Source organism: Bradyrhizobium sp. 199, assembly GCF_023073355.1.
In the GTDB taxonomy this organism is placed as follows: Bacteria; Pseudomonadota; Alphaproteobacteria; order Rhizobiales; family Xanthobacteraceae; genus Bradyrhizobium.
Window position 1 is genome coordinate 859,095 of sequence record NZ_JADPJI010000002.1, and the last position, 18,860, is coordinate 877,954.

17 protein-coding genes are annotated in these 18,860 nt (G+C 64.8%); 7 read left to right on the plus strand and 10 right to left on the minus strand.

Features of this window, described 5'->3' with window-relative positions; translation table 11 throughout:
- Positions 1–89: 89 nt before the first annotated feature.
- Positions 90–1,088, minus strand: a complete 999-nt coding sequence (locus tag IVB28_RS04095) for an NAD(P)H-quinone oxidoreductase (RefSeq protein ID WP_247524769.1) — start codon at positions 1,086–1,088, stop codon at positions 90–92.
- Positions 1,089–1,198: 110 nt separating this feature from the next.
- Between IVB28_RS04095 and IVB28_RS04100 the strand changes: the two genes are divergently transcribed.
- On the plus strand, positions 1,199–1,390 hold the full coding sequence (locus IVB28_RS04100; RefSeq protein ID WP_247524770.1) for a DUF1192 domain-containing protein: 192 nt from the start codon (positions 1,199–1,201) through the stop codon (positions 1,388–1,390).
- A 498-nt stretch (positions 1,391–1,888) separates the two neighbouring features.
- Complete coding sequence (locus IVB28_RS04105) at positions 1,889–2,398, plus strand: DUF1465 family protein (protein ID WP_247524771.1); 510 nt, start codon at positions 1,889–1,891, stop codon at positions 2,396–2,398.
- Positions 2,399–2,492: 94 nt separating this feature from the next.
- Here the strand turns inward: IVB28_RS04105 and rpmE are convergent, their stop codons facing one another.
- Positions 2,493–2,720 carry a 50S ribosomal protein L31 gene (gene rpmE / locus IVB28_RS04110; protein WP_007599895.1) on the minus strand — a complete coding sequence of 76 codons (228 nt, stop codon included), beginning with the start codon at positions 2,718–2,720 and terminating at the stop codon, positions 2,493–2,495.
- Positions 2,721–2,964: 244 nt separating this feature from the next.
- Between rpmE and IVB28_RS04115 the strand changes: the two genes are divergently transcribed.
- On the plus strand, positions 2,965–4,803 hold the full coding sequence (locus IVB28_RS04115) for an ABC transporter ATP-binding protein/permease (protein WP_247524772.1): 1,839 nt from the start codon (positions 2,965–2,967) through the stop codon (positions 4,801–4,803).
- Positions 4,804–4,938: 135 nt separating this feature from the next.
- On the opposite strand, the gene IVB28_RS04120 is transcribed toward IVB28_RS04115, so the two are convergent.
- The 4 genes from IVB28_RS04120 to IVB28_RS04135 all read right to left on the minus strand — a co-directional run bounded on the left by IVB28_RS04120 (position 4,939) and on the right by IVB28_RS04135 (position 8,001).
- Positions 4,939–5,145, minus strand: coding sequence for a hypothetical protein (locus IVB28_RS04120; protein WP_247524773.1), 207 nt, complete (start codon positions 5,143–5,145; stop codon positions 4,939–4,941).
- 93 nt (positions 5,146–5,238) lie between these two features.
- On the minus strand, positions 5,239–5,679 hold the full coding sequence (locus IVB28_RS04125; protein WP_247524774.1) for a GNAT family N-acetyltransferase: 441 nt from the start codon (positions 5,677–5,679) through the stop codon (positions 5,239–5,241).
- Positions 5,680–5,802: 123 nt separating this feature from the next.
- Complete coding sequence (locus IVB28_RS04130; protein WP_247525336.1) at positions 5,803–6,831, minus strand: peptidoglycan -binding protein; 1,029 nt, start codon at positions 6,829–6,831, stop codon at positions 5,803–5,805.
- 153 nt (positions 6,832–6,984) lie between these two features.
- A complete protein-coding gene (locus IVB28_RS04135; RefSeq protein ID WP_247524775.1) occupies positions 6,985–8,001 on the minus strand; it encodes a flagellar motor protein MotA in 1,017 nt (338 codons plus the stop codon).
- Between the two features lie 168 nt (positions 8,002–8,169).
- On the opposite strand from IVB28_RS04135, the gene IVB28_RS04140 reads away from it, so the two are divergent.
- The 4 genes from IVB28_RS04140 (at position 8,170) to IVB28_RS04155 (ending at position 15,074) form a co-directional block, all read left to right on the plus strand.
- Complete coding sequence (locus IVB28_RS04140) at positions 8,170–9,183, plus strand: cyclopropane-fatty-acyl-phospholipid synthase family protein (RefSeq protein ID WP_247524776.1); 1,014 nt, start codon at positions 8,170–8,172, stop codon at positions 9,181–9,183.
- Positions 9,184–9,416: 233 nt separating this feature from the next.
- A complete protein-coding gene (locus IVB28_RS04145; protein ID WP_247524777.1) occupies positions 9,417–10,610 on the plus strand; it encodes an efflux RND transporter periplasmic adaptor subunit in 1,194 nt (397 codons plus the stop codon).
- Positions 10,611–10,616: 6 nt separating this feature from the next.
- Positions 10,617–13,775, plus strand: a complete 3,159-nt coding sequence (locus tag IVB28_RS04150) for a multidrug efflux RND transporter permease subunit (RefSeq protein WP_247524778.1) — start codon at positions 10,617–10,619, stop codon at positions 13,773–13,775.
- A 171-nt stretch (positions 13,776–13,946) separates the two neighbouring features.
- On the plus strand, positions 13,947–15,074 hold the full coding sequence (locus IVB28_RS04155) for an AAA family ATPase (protein ID WP_247524779.1): 1,128 nt from the start codon (positions 13,947–13,949) through the stop codon (positions 15,072–15,074).
- A gap of 32 nt (positions 15,075–15,106) precedes the next feature.
- Here IVB28_RS04155 and IVB28_RS04160 read toward each other — a convergent pair whose 3' ends face one another.
- The 4 genes from IVB28_RS04160 to IVB28_RS04175 form a co-directional block, all read right to left on the minus strand.
- The gene (locus IVB28_RS04160; protein WP_247524780.1) at positions 15,107–15,892 is read right to left on the minus strand and encodes an inositol monophosphatase family protein; all 786 of its coding nucleotides are present in this window, start codon (positions 15,890–15,892) and stop codon (positions 15,107–15,109) included.
- 84 nt (positions 15,893–15,976) lie between these two features.
- Positions 15,977–17,053, minus strand: a complete 1,077-nt coding sequence (locus IVB28_RS04165; protein ID WP_247524781.1) for a tetratricopeptide repeat protein — start codon at positions 17,051–17,053, stop codon at positions 15,977–15,979.
- 8 nt (positions 17,054–17,061) lie between these two features.
- The gene (locus IVB28_RS04170) at positions 17,062–17,751 is read right to left on the minus strand and encodes a thiamine phosphate synthase (protein ID WP_247524782.1); all 690 of its coding nucleotides are present in this window, start codon (positions 17,749–17,751) and stop codon (positions 17,062–17,064) included.
- Between the two features lie 3 nt (positions 17,752–17,754).
- Complete coding sequence (locus IVB28_RS04175; protein WP_247524783.1) at positions 17,755–18,780, minus strand: class I fructose-bisphosphate aldolase; 1,026 nt, start codon at positions 18,778–18,780, stop codon at positions 17,755–17,757.
- Positions 18,781–18,860 lie beyond the last annotated feature (80 nt).

Consider the following 18,860-nt stretch of genomic DNA (forward strand, 5'->3'; position numbering starts at 1 on the left):
GACCGAACGAAGCGGTTCGGTGCGTCGCGATAGATGCCACGAAAGCAAGGAGAATCAAAGGGTTTCCGCCCGCCCGCTGGGCCGGCGGCCTATACCTCCAACACAATTTTGCCAATATGTGCGCTGGTTTCCATGCGCCGATGCGCGTCGGCTGCCTTTTCCAGCGGGAAACTGCTGTCCATCAGCGGCTTGACGCGGCCTTCGCGCAAAAGCGGCAACACTTTCTGTTCGATCGCCGCCACCATCGCCGCCTTGTCCGCATTACTACGGGGACGCAGCGTCGAGCCGGTATGAGTGAGGCGCTTCACCATCACCTTGGCGATGTTGACGCTGACCTTGGGGCCATTCAGCGTCGCGATCTGGACGATGCGGCCGTCGACCGCGGCGGCATCATAGTTGCGGTCGACATAGTCGCCTGCGACCATGTCGAGGATCAGATTGACGCCTTCCTTGTTGGTCTCTTCCTTGACCACGGCGACGAAGTCTTCGGTCTTGTAGTTGATGGCGCGGTCGGCACCGAGCTTGAGGCAGGCGTCGATCTTGTCCTGTGATCCCACGGTGACGAACACCTTCGCACCGAACGCCTTCGCCAGTTGGATCGCCATGGTGCCGATGCCGGAGGAGCCGCCATGGATCAGCAGCGTCTCGCCGGCCTTCAGGCCGCCGCGCTCGAACACATTGTGCCAGACCGTCATCAGCGTTTCCGGCAGCGCGCCGGCTTCCTTGATCGACAGCGCCGGCGGCACGCTCATCGCCTGGGCGTCCTGCGCGATGCAGTACTGCGCGTAACCACCGCCCGCGACCAGCGACATCACCTTGTCGCCGATCTTGTGCCGCTTGGCGTTGCTGCCGACCGCAACCACTTCGCCTGCAATCTCCAGGCCGGGCAGGTCGCTGGCGCCGGGCGGCGGCGGATAGGCGCCGGAGCGTTGCGCGACATCGGGCCGGTTGACGCCGGCGGCCTCGACCTTGACCAGAATCTCGTCGGGGCCAGGCTGCGGCAGCGCGCGCTGTTCCGGAACCAGCACCTCCGGTCCGCCGGGCTTGGAGATGGCGACCACGGTCATTTGCGCGGGCAGCTTGTCCATGATGTGTCCTTGAGCAAAGGTGCGGGGAGGAACGAGGCCTTTGCTTAGCCAGCGCGGCCCACGCTGGCAACCGCCTCAACATTGTGCCCGTGAACGCAGGAGGAACGAGCATGGCGACGGAAGACGACGACCGCCCGCGCAAGAAGATCACACATGAAATCGGACAGGATCTCTCATTGCTGTCGGTGGAGGAACTGACCGAGCGCGTCCTCCTGCTCAAGACCGAGATCGCAAGACTGGAAGAAGCCGCCACCAAGAAGCGCGCCTCGCGTGATGCGGCGAACAGCATTTTCAAGTCGTAGAGCTCTTGTCTCGTGTCCCGGGCGCGCTGCGGCGCGTCAGCGCTGCTGCGCAGAATCGGGACCCATGCTCTGCAAAGTCCTCGGCCGAAGAACCAGGCCCGGCTCTGCAGCGCATCGCTACGGCGCTGCACTGCGTCCGGGGCACGAAAGCGCACTCGGCCACTGGCCGATATGGCTAACGAACTCTCAAAAAATTCGCTCGTTTACCGTCGATTAAGCTTTCGGGTTTATGACTGGAACTGTCCTCGTTTGGACACCGAGTGGCTCCTGTCCACTCTGTTTGACGCCTCCCTGTTATCAACTTTCAAAGCCGCCGGTCTCCGGCGGCTCTTTTTTTGCGTTTTTGGGATCGCGTTGCGGTTGAATTCCCGGGAATGACCCGCGGAAACCATATCCGCGCTTGTCACTGGACTCGGCGTCCCGCCCGCGCAATGATTTGTTCATCATAAGCCGGCGCCAAAGCCGGATCGTCAAACAGTTGCGTAAGAGGCGTTAACCATGGAACGTTTGCAGGCCGACGGCGCTCTCGTTCAACTCAGCGAGCGGTTCACCAATTCTGCGGCGTTCGGCGTCCTGTTCCGCGAGGGCATGGACCTCGTCGAAGAGACCGCCGCCTATCTCGACGGCGACGGCCGCACCGAGGCCAAGGCGCTCGACCGTGCCGTCAGCCTCACCTACGCGACCGAGAGCATGCGTCTTACCACCCGCCTGATGCAGCTCGCCTCGTGGCTGCTGCTGCACCGCGCGGTGAAGGAAGGCGAGATGACGCTGAGCCAGGCCAATCGCGAGAAGACCAAGGTCAAGCTCAGCGCGGCCGATCCCGGCCCCACCGACACCATCGAGAAGCTGCCCTCGCAGCTCCAGGACCTGATCAATCGCTCGATGAGCCTGCAGACCCGCGTGCGCCGCCTCGACACCACCATCCACACCCCGCCGGCCGAGCACCTCGCGATTGGCAACCCGCTGGTGCCCCATCTCAACGCGCTGAAGGCGGCGTTCGAGCGGTAAGCTCCACCCGTCCGTCATTGCAATGACGAGGCCCCAAAGAAAAACGCCCCCGGCTCTCCGGGGGCGTTTTTCGTCTCCAGCCGCGAGGGCCGGATCAATCCTTTTTGAGGAAGCCCGAAAACTTCTTCTGGAAGCGCGAAACGCGGCCGCCGCGATCCATCAGCTGGGCGTTGCCGCCGGTCCAGGCCGGGTGCGACTTCGGGTCGATGTCGAGGTTCAGCGTGTCGCCTTCCTTGCCCCAGGTCGAGCGGGTCAGGTACTCTGTTCCGTCGGTCATCACGACCTTAATCGTATGATAGTTCGGGTGAATTTCGGCTTTCATGGCAATTCCTCGGCGCCCCGGCGCCCTCTTGGGTGGCTAACGAATGACGGATTTGGGCGGCTCTATACCTCACGATATCAGGTAAAACAAGCTATCCCGGGCGGTGAACCGGACTTCCCCCTAAGGGACACCCCGGATTTGCCACTACTCTTGCCCCGGCCTATTGGGAGCAAACGAATGCAATGGGTCGGATCTCATGAGCGCAGTGGAACGGCTTGATGGCCAGTATGTCGATCGGCCCGGAATGAATTCCCAAGTGAATTCCCAAGTGAATTCCCAAGTGAATTCGACCGACGCCCCCTCGATCGAAGCCGAGTTGATCGAAGAGCCGGCCAAGGGCCGCGCCAAGCTGCGGCCGCTGCTCGCGCTCGCGCCTTATGTCATCCGCTATCGCGGCCGCGCCGCACTCGCCTTTGTCGCACTCACGGTGGCGGCGCTGACCACGCTGCTGGTGCCCGTCGCGGTGCGCCGAATGATCGATTTCGGCCTGACGCCCGAGGGTATCGAGCTGATCAACAGCTACTTCTCGGTGATGCTCGCGGTGGTCGCCGTGCTCGCGCTCGCCAGCGCCGCGCGCTACTACCTCGTGATGACGATCGGCGAGCGCATCGTTGCCGACCTCCGGCGCGACGTCTTCGCTCATCTGCTCTCGCTCTCTCCCGCCTTCTTCGATTCCGCGCGCAGCGGCGAGCTGATCTCGCGGCTCACCGCCGACACCACCCAGCTCAAATCGGCCGTCGGCGCCTCGGTGTCGATCGCGCTGCGCAATTTGATGATGTTCCTCGGCGCCGCGGCGATGATGGTGATCACGAGCCCGAAGCTGTCGGGCTTCGTGCTGCTGGCCATTCCCTTGATCGTGCTGCCGCTGGTCGCCTTCGGGCGCTGGGTGCGGCGGCTGTCGCGCAATGCGCAGGACACGCTCGCCGAGGCCTCGGCCTATGCGGGCGAGCTGGTCGGCGCGATCCGCACCGTGCAGGCCTATACCAGCGAGCCATTCGCCGAGAAGCGTTTCGGCGGCGAGGTCGAGCAGGCCTATGAGGCGGCGCGCACCTCGACCCAGGCCCGCTCGGTGCTCACGGCCATCATCATCTTCATCGTGTTCGCAAGCGTGGTCGCGATCCTGTGGATCGGCTCCCATGACGTGCTCACTGGCGCGATTTCGCCGGGCCGGCTCGGTCAGTTCGTGCTTTACGCGGTGTTCGCCGCAGCGGGCCTCGGTCAGCTCAGCGAGGTCTGGGGCGAGGTCTCGACGGCATCAGGCGCGGCCGAGCGCCTGTTCGAGATTTTGCACGTGGAGCCCGACATCAAGGCGCCCGGGTCGCCCCGCGCGCTGCCGGTGCCGGCACGCGGCGAGGTCGGCTTCGACCGGGTCAGCTTTGCCTATCCGGCGCGGCGCGACGTCAATGTGCTCGATGCCGTTTCCTTCACGGTGCGCCCCGGCGAGAAAGTTGCGATCGTCGGTCCGTCCGGGGCCGGCAAGAGCACAATCTTCCACCTGTTGCTGCGCTTCTACGACCCGCGCAGCGGTGCGGTCTCGCTCGACGGCGTCCCGGTCAAGTCCGCCGATCCTCGCGAATTCCGCGCCCGCATCGCGCTGGTGCCGCAGGAATCCAACGTGTTCGCCGCAAGTGCCCGCGACAATATCCGCTTCGGCCGGCCCGATGCGACCGATGCCGAGGTCGAGCGCGCCGCCGAGCTCGCCCATGCCGCCGAATTCATCCGCCGCCTGCCCGAAGGTTTCGACACCCCGCTCGGCGAGCGCGGCGTGACGCTGTCAGGCGGCCAGCGCCAGCGCATCGCGATCGCCCGCGCCATCCTGCGCGATGCGCCATTGCTGCTGCTCGATGAAGCCACCTCCGCGCTCGATGCCGAGAGCGAGACGCTGGTGCAGACCGCGCTCGAAGAGCTGATGCGCCACCGCACCACGCTGGTGATCGCGCATCGCCTCGCAACCGTGCTCTCCTGCGACCGCATCCTGGTGATGGACCAGGGCAAGATCGTCGAGCAGGGCACGCATGCCGAGCTCGTGGCTGCGAACGGGCTTTATGCGCGGCTCGCGAGGTTGCAGTTCGAGGGGGCGTGAGGCGCTTCGATTGGCGTGAGGCGTCGCCGCACTCACGTCATTGCGAGCGCAGCGAAGCAATCCAGGCTGCCTCGGCGGAAATACTCTGGATTGCTTCGCTGCGCTCGCAATGACGTGTGGAGGGAGCTTCGGACGTCATCGGCACTTCGGGGAGAGCGCCGGCACGTTCGGCCATGGCCAGTTCTTCCAGCTGCCGTCCTCGCCGACGCAGGCCGATGACGCAGGGGTGCTCGTCTCGAGTTGTGTCGCAAAGCGCTGGTCGACATAGATCGTCGAAAAATATCCGGCGACGATGACGCCCAGGAAGACCGAGGACCCCTTGGCCAGATCGCGCAGCTTCATCGATCGTCTCCATCCGCTGTCATCGCTGCTCCGGCACCAACGATTAGCAGACGTGCTGGGATCCCGACGTGATGGGCCTCACGCCCGCCAGAATCAAACGCGCCATGCCATCTTCAGCACCGGCCGCCCGGAGGTCGGGTTCACCTCGTCGCCGGCATGGGCAAAGCCGTTCCGCTCGTAGAAGCGGATGGCGCGGCTGTTGTCCTTGTTGACGAGCAGCGTGACGCCCGACGGTGACAGGCGCTTGGCCTCTCCGACCAGCAGCTTCGCTGCTTCCGATCCCCAGTGATCGGGATCGACCACAAGCTGGTCGAGATAGCCTTCGCCGTCGATCGTGACGAAGCCGATCAGCGCGCCATTCAGTTCCGCCACCACCACCTGGGCCTTCGGCACCAGATCCTTGCGCCAGCGCTCGCGCCACCATTCCAGGCGGGCTGCGAAGTCGATCTGCGGATAGGCGTGCTGCCAGGTGCGATGCCAGAGGTCGACCGAGGCGGCTTCGTCGTCGGGACGATAGGGGCGAAGACGGATCATGAGGCCGTCATGCCCGGGCTTGTGCCGAGCATCCACGAAACGCGATATGCAAGGAAGCCAAGACGTGGATGGCCGGGACGAGCCCGGCCATGACGGTGGGGTGAGCAGCGCGCGCTCTTCAAACTACCGCTCCGTCAGCTTCAGCTCGATGCGGCGATTGCGCTTGTAGGCCTCTTCCGTGTTGCCGGGGTCGAGCGGCTGGAATTCGCCGAAGCCGGCCGCGACGAGGCGCTGGGCCGGCACGCCGAGCGAGACCAGATATTGCACTACCGAGATCGAGCGCGCTGCCGACAGGTCCCAGTTCGACTTGAAGTTCGCACCGCTCACCGGACGCACATCGGTATGGCCGTCGACCCGCAGCACCCAGGGGATTTCGTTCGGGATCTTCTTGTCGAGTTCGATCAGCGCGGCCGCCAACGTGTCGAGCTCCGCGCGGCCCTCGGGCAGGAGCATTGCCTGGCCGGTGTCGAAGAACACTTCGGACTGGAACACGAAGCGGTCGCCGACGATCCGGATGTCGGGCCGGTTGCCGAGGATGGTGCGCAGCCGGCCGAAGAACTCCGAGCGGTAGCGCGACAATTCCTGCACACGCTGCGCCAATGCGACATTCAGGCGAGAACCGAGATCGGCGATCCGGTTTTGCGATTCCTTGTCGCGCTTCTCGGATACGTCGAGCGCCTCTTCCAGCGCGGCCAATTGCCTGCGCAGCGCGCTGATCTGCTGGTTCAGCACCTCGATCTGCGCCAGCGCCCGTGCCGAAACCGCCTTCTCCGAATCCAGCGCCTTGCCGAGCTCGGAGGACTTGCCTTGCGCGTCATTTCCGGCGGCAGCTAAGCCGTCATAGAGGCCCTTGATGCGGTCGCGCTCGGTCTCGGCCGAGGCGAGGCCGGCTTTCAGTTGCGAGACCTGGTCGTCGAGCGTGAGCTTCCCGAGCTTCTCCAGCGACAACAGCTCGTTGAGCTGCGCGATCTTGGCATTGAGCTGCTCCAGCGCCTTGTCCTTGCCGGTGACCTCCTGCGACAGGAAGAACTGCACCACCAGGAATACCGACAGCAGGAACACGATCGACAGCACCAGCGTCGACAGCGCGTCGACGAAGCCGGGCCAGTAATTGAAGGAGGTATCGCCGCGGCGGCCGCGCGCCAGTGCCATGTCATCGATCTCCACTTTCGTGTCCCGGACGCACTGCAGCGTGCAACGCTGCTGCGCAGAGCCGGGACCCATTCTTCGTTTCTCGAGGCCCCGGCTCAGCAGCGCATCAGTGCGTGCTACGCTGCGTCCGGGGCACGATGCCTCTTGCGGGGCTCAACTCTTCTCGGGCTGGCGGGCGATGCGTTCCAGCAGGCGCCGGATCTCGCGGTTCTGCTCGCCCTGGCCGTCGGCCCATTCGCGGATCATCTGCTGCTCGGTGCGCATGTGCGAAACCAGCGCCTGGATCGCTTCGGCAAGGCTCGCCATCGCCGCGGTGGTGCCGCGGCTGGCGCTGCCTTCCTCGAGCACGGAGCGCAACCGTTCGACCGCGGCCTGGAGCTCGCCGCTGGCAACCCCGCCGCCGCCGGAAGCGACAGCGACTTCGCCGCTGCCATATTCGCGCACGGTGGTGGCAAGCCAGTCCTCGAGGTCGGTGTAGAAGCGATTCTGCGCCTGGCTCGATTGCAAATCGAGGAAGCCGAGGATCAGCGAGCCGGCGAGGCCGAACAGCGAGCTGGAGAACGAGATGCCCATGCCGCCGAGCGGGGCTGCAAGGCCCTCCTTCAACGTGTCGAACAATGCGCCGGAATCGCCGCCGACCTTGAGCCCGTCGATCACCTTGCCGACCGAGCCGACCGTCTCGATCAGGCCCCAGAACGTGCCGAGCAGGCCGAGGAAGACCAAGAGGCCGGTCATATAGCGCGAGATGTCGCGGGCTTCATCCAGGCGGGTCGCGATCGAATCGAGCAGGTGCCGCATGGTGGTCTGCGTGATCGACATTCGCCCGGAGCGCTCGCCGCCGAGGATCGCCGCCATCGGCGCCAGCAGTTTCGGGTGCCGGGCCGGCGCCAGGCCGGGATCGGCGATGCGGAAATTGTTGACCCAGGAGACCTCAGGATAGAGCCGGATGACCTGACGGAAGGCCAGGATGATGCCGATGAACAGCACCGCCCCGATCAGGGCATTGAGCCCCGGATTGGCGAAGAAGGCCTGGATGATCTGCTTGTAGAGCACCACGCCGACCAGCGTGCACAGCACCAGGAAGACCAGCATCCGCACCAGAAAGACGCTCGGCGAGGACAGTTTGGTGTACTCGATATCCATGGTGGAGCGGGAAGTGCCTGACGGCATGGCCGGTATCATCCATTGCGAAAGCTTGCTTGCGGTGCGCACTATGGCACAGCGCCAGCTCAAAAAAAGCGCCCGATGTGCCGATTTCGGGGACGGCTCAGGGAACCCGGAGCGGAAGCGGCGCTTTGATACCCAGGTAACTGCAGAAGCTCGCCATTCGGGGGGCGCATGAGCGTCGTTTCCGCGATCATCGGGACTGCCGAACGCGTGCCGCTGCCTGACGTGGTGATCCGTGCCGCGATCCAGCGCCTGTGCTCCCGCAGCGCAACCCGCCTCGCCGCGCATGACGCGGTCGCCGATGCTGCCTTCGCCGGTCGGATGATGCTGCGGCCGATCGCCGAAGAGGCCGGGGGTGGCGACGTGCCCGCTTCGGTCTTCGCTGAAATGCTCGGCCCCAGCCGCAAATATTCCTGCTGCTTCTACAAGACCGATGCGACCACCCTCCAGGAGGCGGAGGAGGAGGCGCTACGCCAGACGGTCGAGCATGCCGGTCTCGCCGACGGCCAGACCATCCTCGAGCTCGGCTGCGGCTGGGGTTCGCTGTCGCTGTGGATGGCGCGGCAGTTTCCGCACGCCAAGGTGACGGCGGTGTCGACCTCGCAGGCGCAGCGCGCCTATGTCGAGGAGCAGGCGCAGCAGCGCGGCTTGCTGAACCTGCGCGTGGTCACGGCGGACATGAACGTGTTCGCGCCCGACGGCCAGTTCGACCGCATCGTCTCGGTCGAGATGTTCGAGCGGATGACGAACTGGCGCAAGCTGATGACGCGGCTGCGATCATGGCTCGCGCCCGAGGGACGCTTCTTCATGCAGATCGTCACCCATCGCTCCGGCTCGCAGCTGTTCGACCGGCGCAATCGCGACGACTGGATCGCGCAGCATGTCTTCACGGGCGGGCTGATGCCGAGCCATCACCTCGTCAGGCAATTCGACGACATCTTCACGGTCGAGAAGGAATGGTGCTGGAGCGGCACACATTATCAGCGCACCGCAAACGACTGGCTGGCCAATTTCGATACGCATCGCGACGCTATCGAGGCGTCGTTGCGCAAGGTCCATGGCGAGGAGACTGCACTTTGGCTGCGGCGCTGGCGCTGGGTCCTGCTCGCGACATCCGGCCTGTTCGGCTACGCCGATGGGACCGAATGGGGCATCAGCCACTATCGCATGAAAGCCGCCGAGTGATTGCGCTGTTCCGTCGCAGCACGCGGCGATGGAACCACGACTCACGATCAAGTGACACGGCAAAAGACGTCTGAACTCAGTGTCATACGCCGTGTGACAATGAGCCGCCCGCGTCATGCGTTGCATCGCAGCAGATGCATTCTATTTTGGCGGCATCAACCGCGTTTGAGCGGCCCAGAACGGGCCTCGCGCGGAGCGTGATCAGTTTCAACAATATCGGGGCACCCCACTTCATGTCAGGACTTCGTGCGCGATCGGCATGCGTTGCAATGATGCTCGCGGCCATTGCGCCGCTGCTCGCGGGCTGTGACGACTCCGGCTCCGCCGTCTCCGCCGCTCCGCCGGCCCACCCTGACGTCAGCATCGTGATCGTCAAGCCGCAGTCACGCGCCGTGGTGCGCGAGCTGCCGGGCCGCATCGCGCCCACGCGCGTCTCCGAGGTGCGGCCGCGCGTCTCCGGCATCGTGGTCGAACGTCTGTTCCGCCAGGGCAGCGAAGTGAAGGCGGGCGATCCTCTCTACCGCATCGATCCGCGCCCATTCGAGGTCGAGGTGATGGCAAACGAAGCTGCGCTCGCGAAGGCGGAGGCCGCGTTGATGCAGGCGAAGCAGCAGGCGCACCGTATCGCCACCCTCACCAAGGATCGCGCTGCTCCGGAAGCCGAGAACGAGAAGGCGATTGCGGCCGAACGCCAGGCCCATGCCGAGGTAGAAGGTCGTAAGGCCGACCTCTCTCGGGCAAAACTCAATCTCGACTACGCGACCGTGCGCGCGCCGATCGACGGCGTGGTCGGCGCGGCTCTCGTCAGCGAGGGCGCCCTCGCGGTGCAGAACGAGACCAATCTCGCCACCATCCAGCAGCTCGATCCCATCTATGCCGACTTCACCCAGTCGGTGACCGAGCTCAACCAGCTCCGCCGCGCCTTCGAGACTGGCGACCTCGAACGCATCGCCGCCGATGCCGCCAAGGTCCGCCTGGTGCTCGACGACAACACCATCTATTCGCTCGACGGCAAGCTGCTGTTCTCCGATGCCAAGGTCGACGCCCACACCGGGCAGGTGACGCTGCGCGGCGAGTTCCCCAATCCCAAGCGCGAATTGCTGCCGGGCATGTATGTCCGCGTCCGCATCGACCAGGGTCTCGATTCCGACGCGATCGCGGTGCCGCAGCAGGCGATCCAGCGCAATGGCGGTGGCGGCAGCGAGGTGTTCATCGTCAAGGACGACAACCACATCGCAGTGCAGCCGGTGCGCACAGGATCTGTGCAGGACGGAGTCTGGTTCATCACTGAAGGTCTGAAGGCCGGCGACAAGGTCGTGGTCGAAGGTTTCCAGAAGTTCGCGGCCGGCGACAAGGTCAAGCCGCAATCCTGGTCGGAAGCGGACGCCACCGCCGACAACCGGCACGCTCAGAAGCTCACGCGGTAACGCGCCATGGCGAGCTTCTTCATCGACAGGCCAATCTTCGCCTGGGTGGTCGCGCTGTTCATCTGCTTGATCGGCGCGATCGCCGTGCCGCTGCTGCCGATCGCGCAATATCCGATCATCGCGCCGCCCTCGATCTCGATCTCGACCAGCTATCCCGGCGCCTCGCCTGAAAACCTCTACAACAGCGTCACGCGGCTGATCGAGGAGGAGCTCAACGGCGCCGCCAACATCCTCAACTTCGAATCGACCAGCGACTCGCTCGGCCAGGTCGAGATCATCGCCAACTTCCAACCCGGCACCGATACCAGCGCCGCTTCGGTCGAGGTGCAGAACCGAATCAAGCGCGTCGAGGCGCGCCTGCCGCGCGCGGTGATGCAGCAGGGCATCCTGATCGAGGAAGCCTCGAGCGCCGTGCTGCAGATCATCACGCTGAACTCGACCGATGGCAGCCTGGATGAGGTCGGCCTCGGCGACTTCATGATCCGCAACGTGCTGGGCGAGATCCGCCGCATTCCCGGCGTGGGCCGCGCCACGCTGTACTCGACCGAGCGCAGCTTGCGCGTCTGGGTCGATCCGGCCAAGCTCGTCGGTTATGGACTGACCGCCGACGACGTCAACAAGGCCATTGCCGCGCAGAACGCGCAGGTCGCCTCGGGCAGCATCGGCGCCGAGCCGTCGACGTCCAACCAGCGCACCTCCGCACTGGTGCTGGTCAAAGGCCAGCTCTCCTCGCCGGATGAATTCGGTGCCATCATCCTGCGCGCCAATGCGGACGGTTCGACCGTCCGCTTGCGCGACGTCGCGCGCGTCGAGGTCGGTGGTCTGAGCTACCAGTTCAACACGCGGCTCGACGGCAAGCCGACTGCGGGTCTCTCCGTCCTGATGTCGCCGACCGGCAACGCGCTGGCGACCGCGGGCGCGGTCGAAGAGAAGATGAAGGAGCTGTCGCGCTTCTTCCCGGCCAACATCTCCTACGAGATTCCCTACAACATCACGCCTGTGGTCGAGGCCTCGATCAAGAAGGTGCTGACGACGCTGGTCGAAGCCGTGGTGCTGGTGTTCGTGGTGATGTTCCTGTTCCTCCAGAACATCCGCTACACCATCATCCCGACCATCGTGGTGCCCGTGGCGCTTCTGGGCGCCTGCACCACGCTTCTGCTCGCCGGCTACTCCATCAACATGCTCTCGATGTTCGGCATGGTGCTCGCCGTCGGCATCCTTGTCGACGACGCCATCGTCGTGGTCGAGAACGTCGAGCGCATCATGTCGGAGGAAGGGCTGCCGCCGAAGGAAGCGACGCGCAAGGCGATGTCGCAGATATCGGGGGCCATCATCGGCATCACCCTGGTGCTGATGGCCGTGTTCGTGCCGATGGCATTCTTCCCGGGCTCGGTCGGCATCATCTATCGCCAGTTCTCGGTGACCATGGTCGCCGCGATCGGCTTCTCCGCCTTCCTTGCGCTCTCGTTGACGCCGGCGCTGTGCGCGACCCTGCTCAAGCCCGTCGCGGCCGGTCACGGTCACGCGAAGAAGGGCGTGTTCGGCTGGTTCAACCGCGTGCTCGAAGGCGTCAAGGAACGCTATTCGCGCACCGTCGGGCTCTCGCTGAACCGCACCGGCCGCCTGATGCTGGTCTATGCCGCGCTGCTGGCAGGCCTGTCCTGGGCCTTCGTCAACCTGCCCGGTGGCTTCCTGCCGATCGACGACCAGGGCTTCGTCACCACCGACGTGCAGACGCCGTCGGATTCGTCCTATGCCCGCACCGAGGCCGTGATCGAGAAGGTGGAAAAATACCTGGCGCAGCGGCCGGGGGTCGACAACGTCACCTTCCTCACCGGCTTCAGCTTCTCCGGCCAGGGCATGAACACCGCGCAGGCCTTCATCACGCTGAAGGACTGGGCGGAACGCGGGCCGAAGGATTCCGCTTCGGCGATCGTCAACGACATCAACCGCGATCTGTCGTCTTCCATTCGTGACGCAAAGATCTCGGCGCTGCAGCCGCCGCCGATCGACAACCTCGGCAACTCCTCGGGCTTCTCGTTCCGCCTCCAGGATCGTGGCCAGAAGGGCTATCAGCAATTGATACGCGCCGCCGATCAACTGATCGCGGAGGCCAATGCGAGCCCCGTGCTGCAGAAGGTCTATGTCGAAGGCCTGCCTGAGGCAGGCGTGGTCAATCTCGCGATCGACCGCGAGAAGGCCGGCGCCTTCGGCGTCACTTTCGAGGACATCAACAACACGATCTCGACCAATCTCGGCTCGAACTACATCAACGACTTCCCGAACCGCGGCCGCATGCAGCGTGTCGTGGTGCAGGCCGATGCCCGCGACCGCATGCGGACCGAGGACATCCTCAACTACAACGTCAAGAACAGCCGCGGCCAGCTGGTGCCGTTCTCGTCCTTTGCCACGGTGGAATGGGCGCGCGGGCCGACGCAGATCGCCGGCTTCAACTACTATCCCGCGGTGCGCATCTCCGGTGAAGCGAAACCCGGCTTCACCTCGGGCGACGCCATCGCCGAGATGGAGCGGCTCGCCGGCAGGCTGCCGCGCGGCTTCGGCTATGAATGGACCGGGCAGTCGCTCCAGGAGAAGCTCTCGGGCTCGCAGGCGCCGTTCCTGCTGGCGCTGTCGGTATTCGTGGTATTCCTGTGTCTCGCCGCACTCTACGAGAGCTGGACCATCCCGCTTGCGGTGCTGCTCACCGTGCCGCTGGGTATCGTCGGCGCGGTGGTCGCGGCGATGCTGCGCGGCCTGCCCAACGACGTCTATTTCACCGTCGGGCTGATCACTATCATCGGCCTTGCGGCAAAGGACGCGATCCTGATCATCGAGTTCGCCAAGGATCTGCGAAAGGAAGGCAAGCCGCTGGTGGAAGCCACCATCGAAGCCTGCCGCCTGCGCTTCCGCCCCATTCTGATGACCGGTCTCGCCTTCATCTGCGGCGTGCTGCCGATGGCGATTGCGCATGGCGCCGGCGGTGCCAGCCAGCAGGCGCTCGGCAGCGTCGTGATGGGCGGCATGATCGCGGTGGTGATCCTGGCGCTCTTGATGGTGCCGGTGTTCTTCGTCTCGGTACAGCGCGTGCTGGCGGGGGATCGGGAGAAGGTGGCGGAGGGGGCCGAGATGTATGGGCCGCCAGCGCCGGCAAGGGCCGGCCACTAAACGCCAGGTTGGTCCTGATTGAATCAATCAGGACGGGACGGCTTCGCGCGTCAAATTAGCTTCGGCTTGCTTTCTCGGGATTGGCAATTCAGACTGCATCTCTGGATTGAACAAACATGTATTCGCACGGCAGTGCGAATGCACATGCCGCCGGCCGATTGAGAGCGTGTGATGCGTCCGACCGACATTGCGATCTCGAACTATCGCTCCATTCGGCGGCTCTCGCTACCCATCCATCCGTTGTCGGTGTTTGTGGGCGAGAACGGTGTCGGCAAATCCAATCTCTACAAGTCCTTGTCGCTGTTGCGCGACGCGGCGGCCGGTCAAATCACGCGCACGATCGCCGATGAAGGCGGATTGAGTTCGGTCTGCTGGTCCGGCATTCGCAAGCGAGGCGAAGACGGGCGGCTGCGGCTGTCGGCCACATTCGACAGCATGAGGTATTCCATCGAGCTGGGGTTTCCCAGCCCGCTTCAGGCCGCGTTTTCCGGTGAGCCGATGATCAAGGCCGAAAGTATCGAAACGACTCGCGGCAAACGAAGGGTTCAGCTGATGGAGCGGGTGAATTCGCTCATCAGCGTCCGCGGCGAGAGTGGCGCCTGGAACGCTCACAAGGATGCGGTGCTGCCGTCAGAGACTGCACTTGCGGCTTTTTTCGACAGCAAGGAATGTCCCGAAATCGACCTGATCAGAAATGCGATGCTGGGCTGGCGCTTCTATCATGACTTTCGCACGGATCCGGCGTCACCGATACGAAAGCCATGTCTGGCGATCGCAACGCCCTCGCTCAGCGCCGATGGAAGCGATTTGGCTGCGGCCCTGGCCACTCTCTATGTCATTCGGGAAGACGCGAGCGACCTGCAGGACGCAATCCAGGATGCACTCCCGGGCGCCGAACTCCGCGCATGGGAAGAAAATGGCAGGTGTGAATTCGATCTGCAGCTGGCCGACATGCCGCGGCCGTTCAAGGCTCACGAATTATCCGATGGGACGCTCAAATACATCTGCCTGCTCGCAGTGTTCATGGGTTACCGGCTGCCGCCTTTCATCGCGCTGAACGAACCCGAGACAAGCCTGCATCCCTCGCTGCTGGCGCCGCTGGCCCGGCTCATCGCCAAGGCATCACGCCGCGCCGACATCTGGATTGTTACCCATTCGGAACAGCTGATGGAGGCACTGCGAAGCGAGAGTTCGGTCCCACTTCGCCGGGTGATCAAGTCGAAAGGCGCCACGACTATCGAGGGTCTGACGATTGGCGGTGAATATCGCGACGACGAATCCGAAGAGGACGACGATTAGCCGCAGCAGATCGAGCCATCGTGCTACTATGCCTACTTCCGCAAAATCTTCACCAGCTCCCCGTGCACGAATTCATTTCCGCACACGACGTGCCCCGTCACCAGCGCATCGCCCGGGGTGTCGATGTCGGTGATCGTGCCACCCGCCTCGCGCACCATGATCTGCCCCGCGGCGATGTCCCAGGATTGCAGATCGCGCTCCCAATAGCCGTCGAGGCGGCCGGCGGCGACGAAGGCGAGGTCGAGCGAGGCGGCGCCGAAGCGGCGCAGGCCAGCGACGCGATCCTGGATCGCGGTCATCTCGCGGCGGAATTCCTCGTGGTCGCCGCGGCCGATATGGGGCAGGCCGCAGGCCACCACGCATTCGTTGAGCTGGCGGCGCCCGGCCACCCGCAACCGCTGGTCGTTGAGGAAGGCGCCCTTGCCGCGCTCGGCGATGTAGAGCTCGTCGTTGGCGGGGTTGTAGATCACGCCGGCGATCACCGTGCCCTCGCGCGCAAGACCGATCGAGATCGCAAATTGCGGAATGCCGTGCAGGAAGTTGGTGGTGCCGTCGAGCGGGTCGACGATCCAGGTGTGGCTCTTGTCGCTGCCCTCGCGCCTGCCGCCTTCCTCGCCGATGAAGCCGTAGCCGGGGCGGGCCTTGGCGAGGTCCTGATAGACGATCTCCTCGGCGCGCTTGTCGGCGAGCGAGACGAAGTTGGCCGGCCCTTTCATCGAGACCTGGAGATGCTCGATCTCGCCGAGATCGCGCTTGAGACTGCGGCCGGCACGGCGCGCAGCCTTGACCATGACGTTGATAGTTGCGGAATACAGCATGAGCTCTGGACGTGATCGGGGGAAATGGCGGGAAATCGCGCCTGTTTGAGAGATTGGGTGCCCTGCAAGGGCCCTCAGGTCAAGTCATTTGCTCCCGAGCCATTTTTTGGCGGCGGCCTCCGCCTTGGCCCGGTCCTCGGCCGGAAGGTCGGATAATTGTTTGTCGAGCTCCGGGTCGCCCTTGCCGGCGGTTTTGGCCACCAGGTGCCATTTGAAACCCTCGACCTTGTCCGCGGATACGCCCACGCCGTTGATCAGGACCCACGCCAGCCGGTTCTGCGCGATCGCGCTGCCCTGGCGCGATGCCTTGCGAAGCAGGGCGACGGCGGCCGGCTGGTTCTTCGGCGTGCCGGTGCCGTTGAACATGGCGATGGCATATTCGACCTCGGCGTCGACATTGTCGGCGAGCGAGGCGGCCTGCAGCAGCCGCACCGCGCGCTCCGGGTCCTTCGGCACGCCGGTGCCTTCCTTGTAGAAGGTCGCGAGCGCGTATTGCGCCTCGGGCAGGCCGGCATCGGCGGCCTGGCGCAGCAGCTCGGCGGAGCGCCTGACGTCTTGCGGCAGGCTCTGGCCGTCGAGATAGAGCAAAGCGAGGTTATAAGCCGCCTTGGGCTCGCCGAGCTTGGCGGCGGACGCCATCAGCTTGACCGCCTCGCCCTTGTCGACCGAGCCGCCGCGGCCCGAAATGCGCAGCATGGCGAGCGCGAACATTGCCTCGCGGTCGCCGGCATCGGCGGCGCGCTTGTACCATTCGGCCGCCTTGGCGTAGTCGCGCCGGATGCCCATGGCGTTGGAATAGAGCTCGCCGAGCATGGTCATCGCCTTGGGATCGCCTGCTTGCGCGCGGGCGGTGGCGAGTTCGAACGCCGACTTGTACTGGCCGCGCTGATAGGCGCCGTACACCAGATCGGCACTGGAATTGTCGGTCGGCGGCGCCGGGATCACGGTCGGGGTTGGCGTCGGCTTGGAGGAGGGGGACGGCTTGGGCGAGGCCGAAGGCTTCGGCGCCGGCTCCTTCTTCTTGGCGGGTGGTGCCGGCTTGAGCTTTTGCTTCTCGACCGGCGTGCTCGGCGTTGTCGCCGGCGGGGTGATCTGGAGCTGCGCGGCCGCGGGCAGCGTGAGCAGCAGCGTAGCCAATATGGTGATGCAGGGGAGCTTCATGTCAGGCGCTAGCCGTGCTCGCTGCCTGCGGGATTCTGGCTCGCCGTCACCGTCGCATGGGCTTTCTTGATCGCAGCGTCCGCCTCGATCAGCGCGGCCTTGGGCCCGCGCGGATCGGACCAGATGAAGTCGCCGACCAGCACGAAATCGGCGCCGCTGGTGGCGAAGTCGTGGGCTTCTTCCAGCGACATGGCAAAGCCGACGCAGGGCGGCTCGAACAGCTCGGCCCACCAGTCCAACCGCTCCGCGATCGCTTGTGCCGAGGGACGCTGGCCTTTCGCGTCGGGCTCGCCGAACAGCACGTAATCCGCCCCCATCTCGCCCGCGTCCATGGAATGGTGCCGCGTCGTCAGCCCGCCGACACCGGCGATGCGATCGGGCTTGAGCGACGGCAGCGCCTCTTTCAGCGCAGCGATGCCGGGCAGGTGCGCGCCGTCGGCGCCGCCGCGCGCGACCAGCTCGGCGTGGCCGTCGACCAGCAGCGCGGCACCCGCCTTCTGAACTGGCGGTGCGAGCGCCTTGATGCGCGTGATCATGGTGCGCTGATCGGTCTCCTTCAGCCGCAGCAGCACGGCCGCGACATCGGCGGCGGCGAGCAGGCCCGGCAGCTCGGCAAGAAGCGAAGCGGGGTCATCGACGACAGGGGTCGCGAGATAGAGGCGGGGCGCCGGGCGGGGCGGAGGTGGTTTGTTCGACAAGATCTAGGCTGCCTTCTTTTCCAGGCTGCTTTGCCATTCGCCCTTGGAGGCTAATCCGTTCATTCGCGCGCGGTGGCTGAAGGCGCGCTGTCCGGCCGCGACGTTCTCGGCCTTGCCGGACCAGGCCTTCTGCGGCGCGGCCTGGAGCGCGCGGCCGTAGGAGAAAGTCAGGCCCCAGGGTAGCGGGCCGAGCTTGTGCATGGCGTTGAGATGGGCGGTTGCCTCCTCATCCGACTGGCCGCCGGAGAGGAAGGCAATGCCGGGCACGGCCGCGGGCACGCAGGCCTTCAGCAGCCGTATTGTCTTTTCCGCGACCTCTTCGACCGAGGCCTGTCTTGCGCACTTCTTGCCTGAGATCGCCATGTTGGGCTTGAGCACCATGCCTTCGAGCGCAACGCGCTGCACCCGCAATTCCTGAAACGTCTTGTTGAGCACGCGTTGCGTCACCTCATAGCAGCGGTCGATGTCGTGGTCGCCGTCCATCAGCACCTCAGGCTCGACGATCGGCACGATCTGGGCGGCCTGGCACAGCGCAGCATAGCGCGCCAGCGCGTGCGCGTTGACGCTGATCGCGGTCATCGAGGGGATCCCGCTGCCGATGTCGATCACCGCGCGCCATTTGGCAAAGCGTGCGCCGCGCTCGTAATATTTCTTCAGCCGCTCGGCGAGCTTGTCGAGCCCGGCGGTGACTGTTTCGCCCGGGCACATCGGCAGCGCTTGCGTGCCTTCGTCGACCTTGATCCCCGGAATGGCGCCGCTCTGTTCGATCAGCCTGACCAGCGGCGTGCCGTCCTTGGCATCCTGCCAGATCGTCTCGTCGTAGAGGATCACGCCGGAAATATACTGGCTCATGGCCTCCTTGGAGCGGAACAGCATCTCGCGGTAGTCGCGGCGGTTCTCTTCGGTCGATTCCACGCCGATCGCGTCAAAGCGCTTCTTGATGGTGCCGGAGGATTCGTCGGCGGCAAGGATGCCCTTGCCTGATGCGACCATGGCGGTCGCGATCCCGTTGAGCTCAGTCAGATCCATCGAGAGGTCCTCCCAAAACGATTCTGCCCTTGCCCGGGAAAATAGACCGTTCTCGGGCAATTGCCGAGTTAACGTTCGTC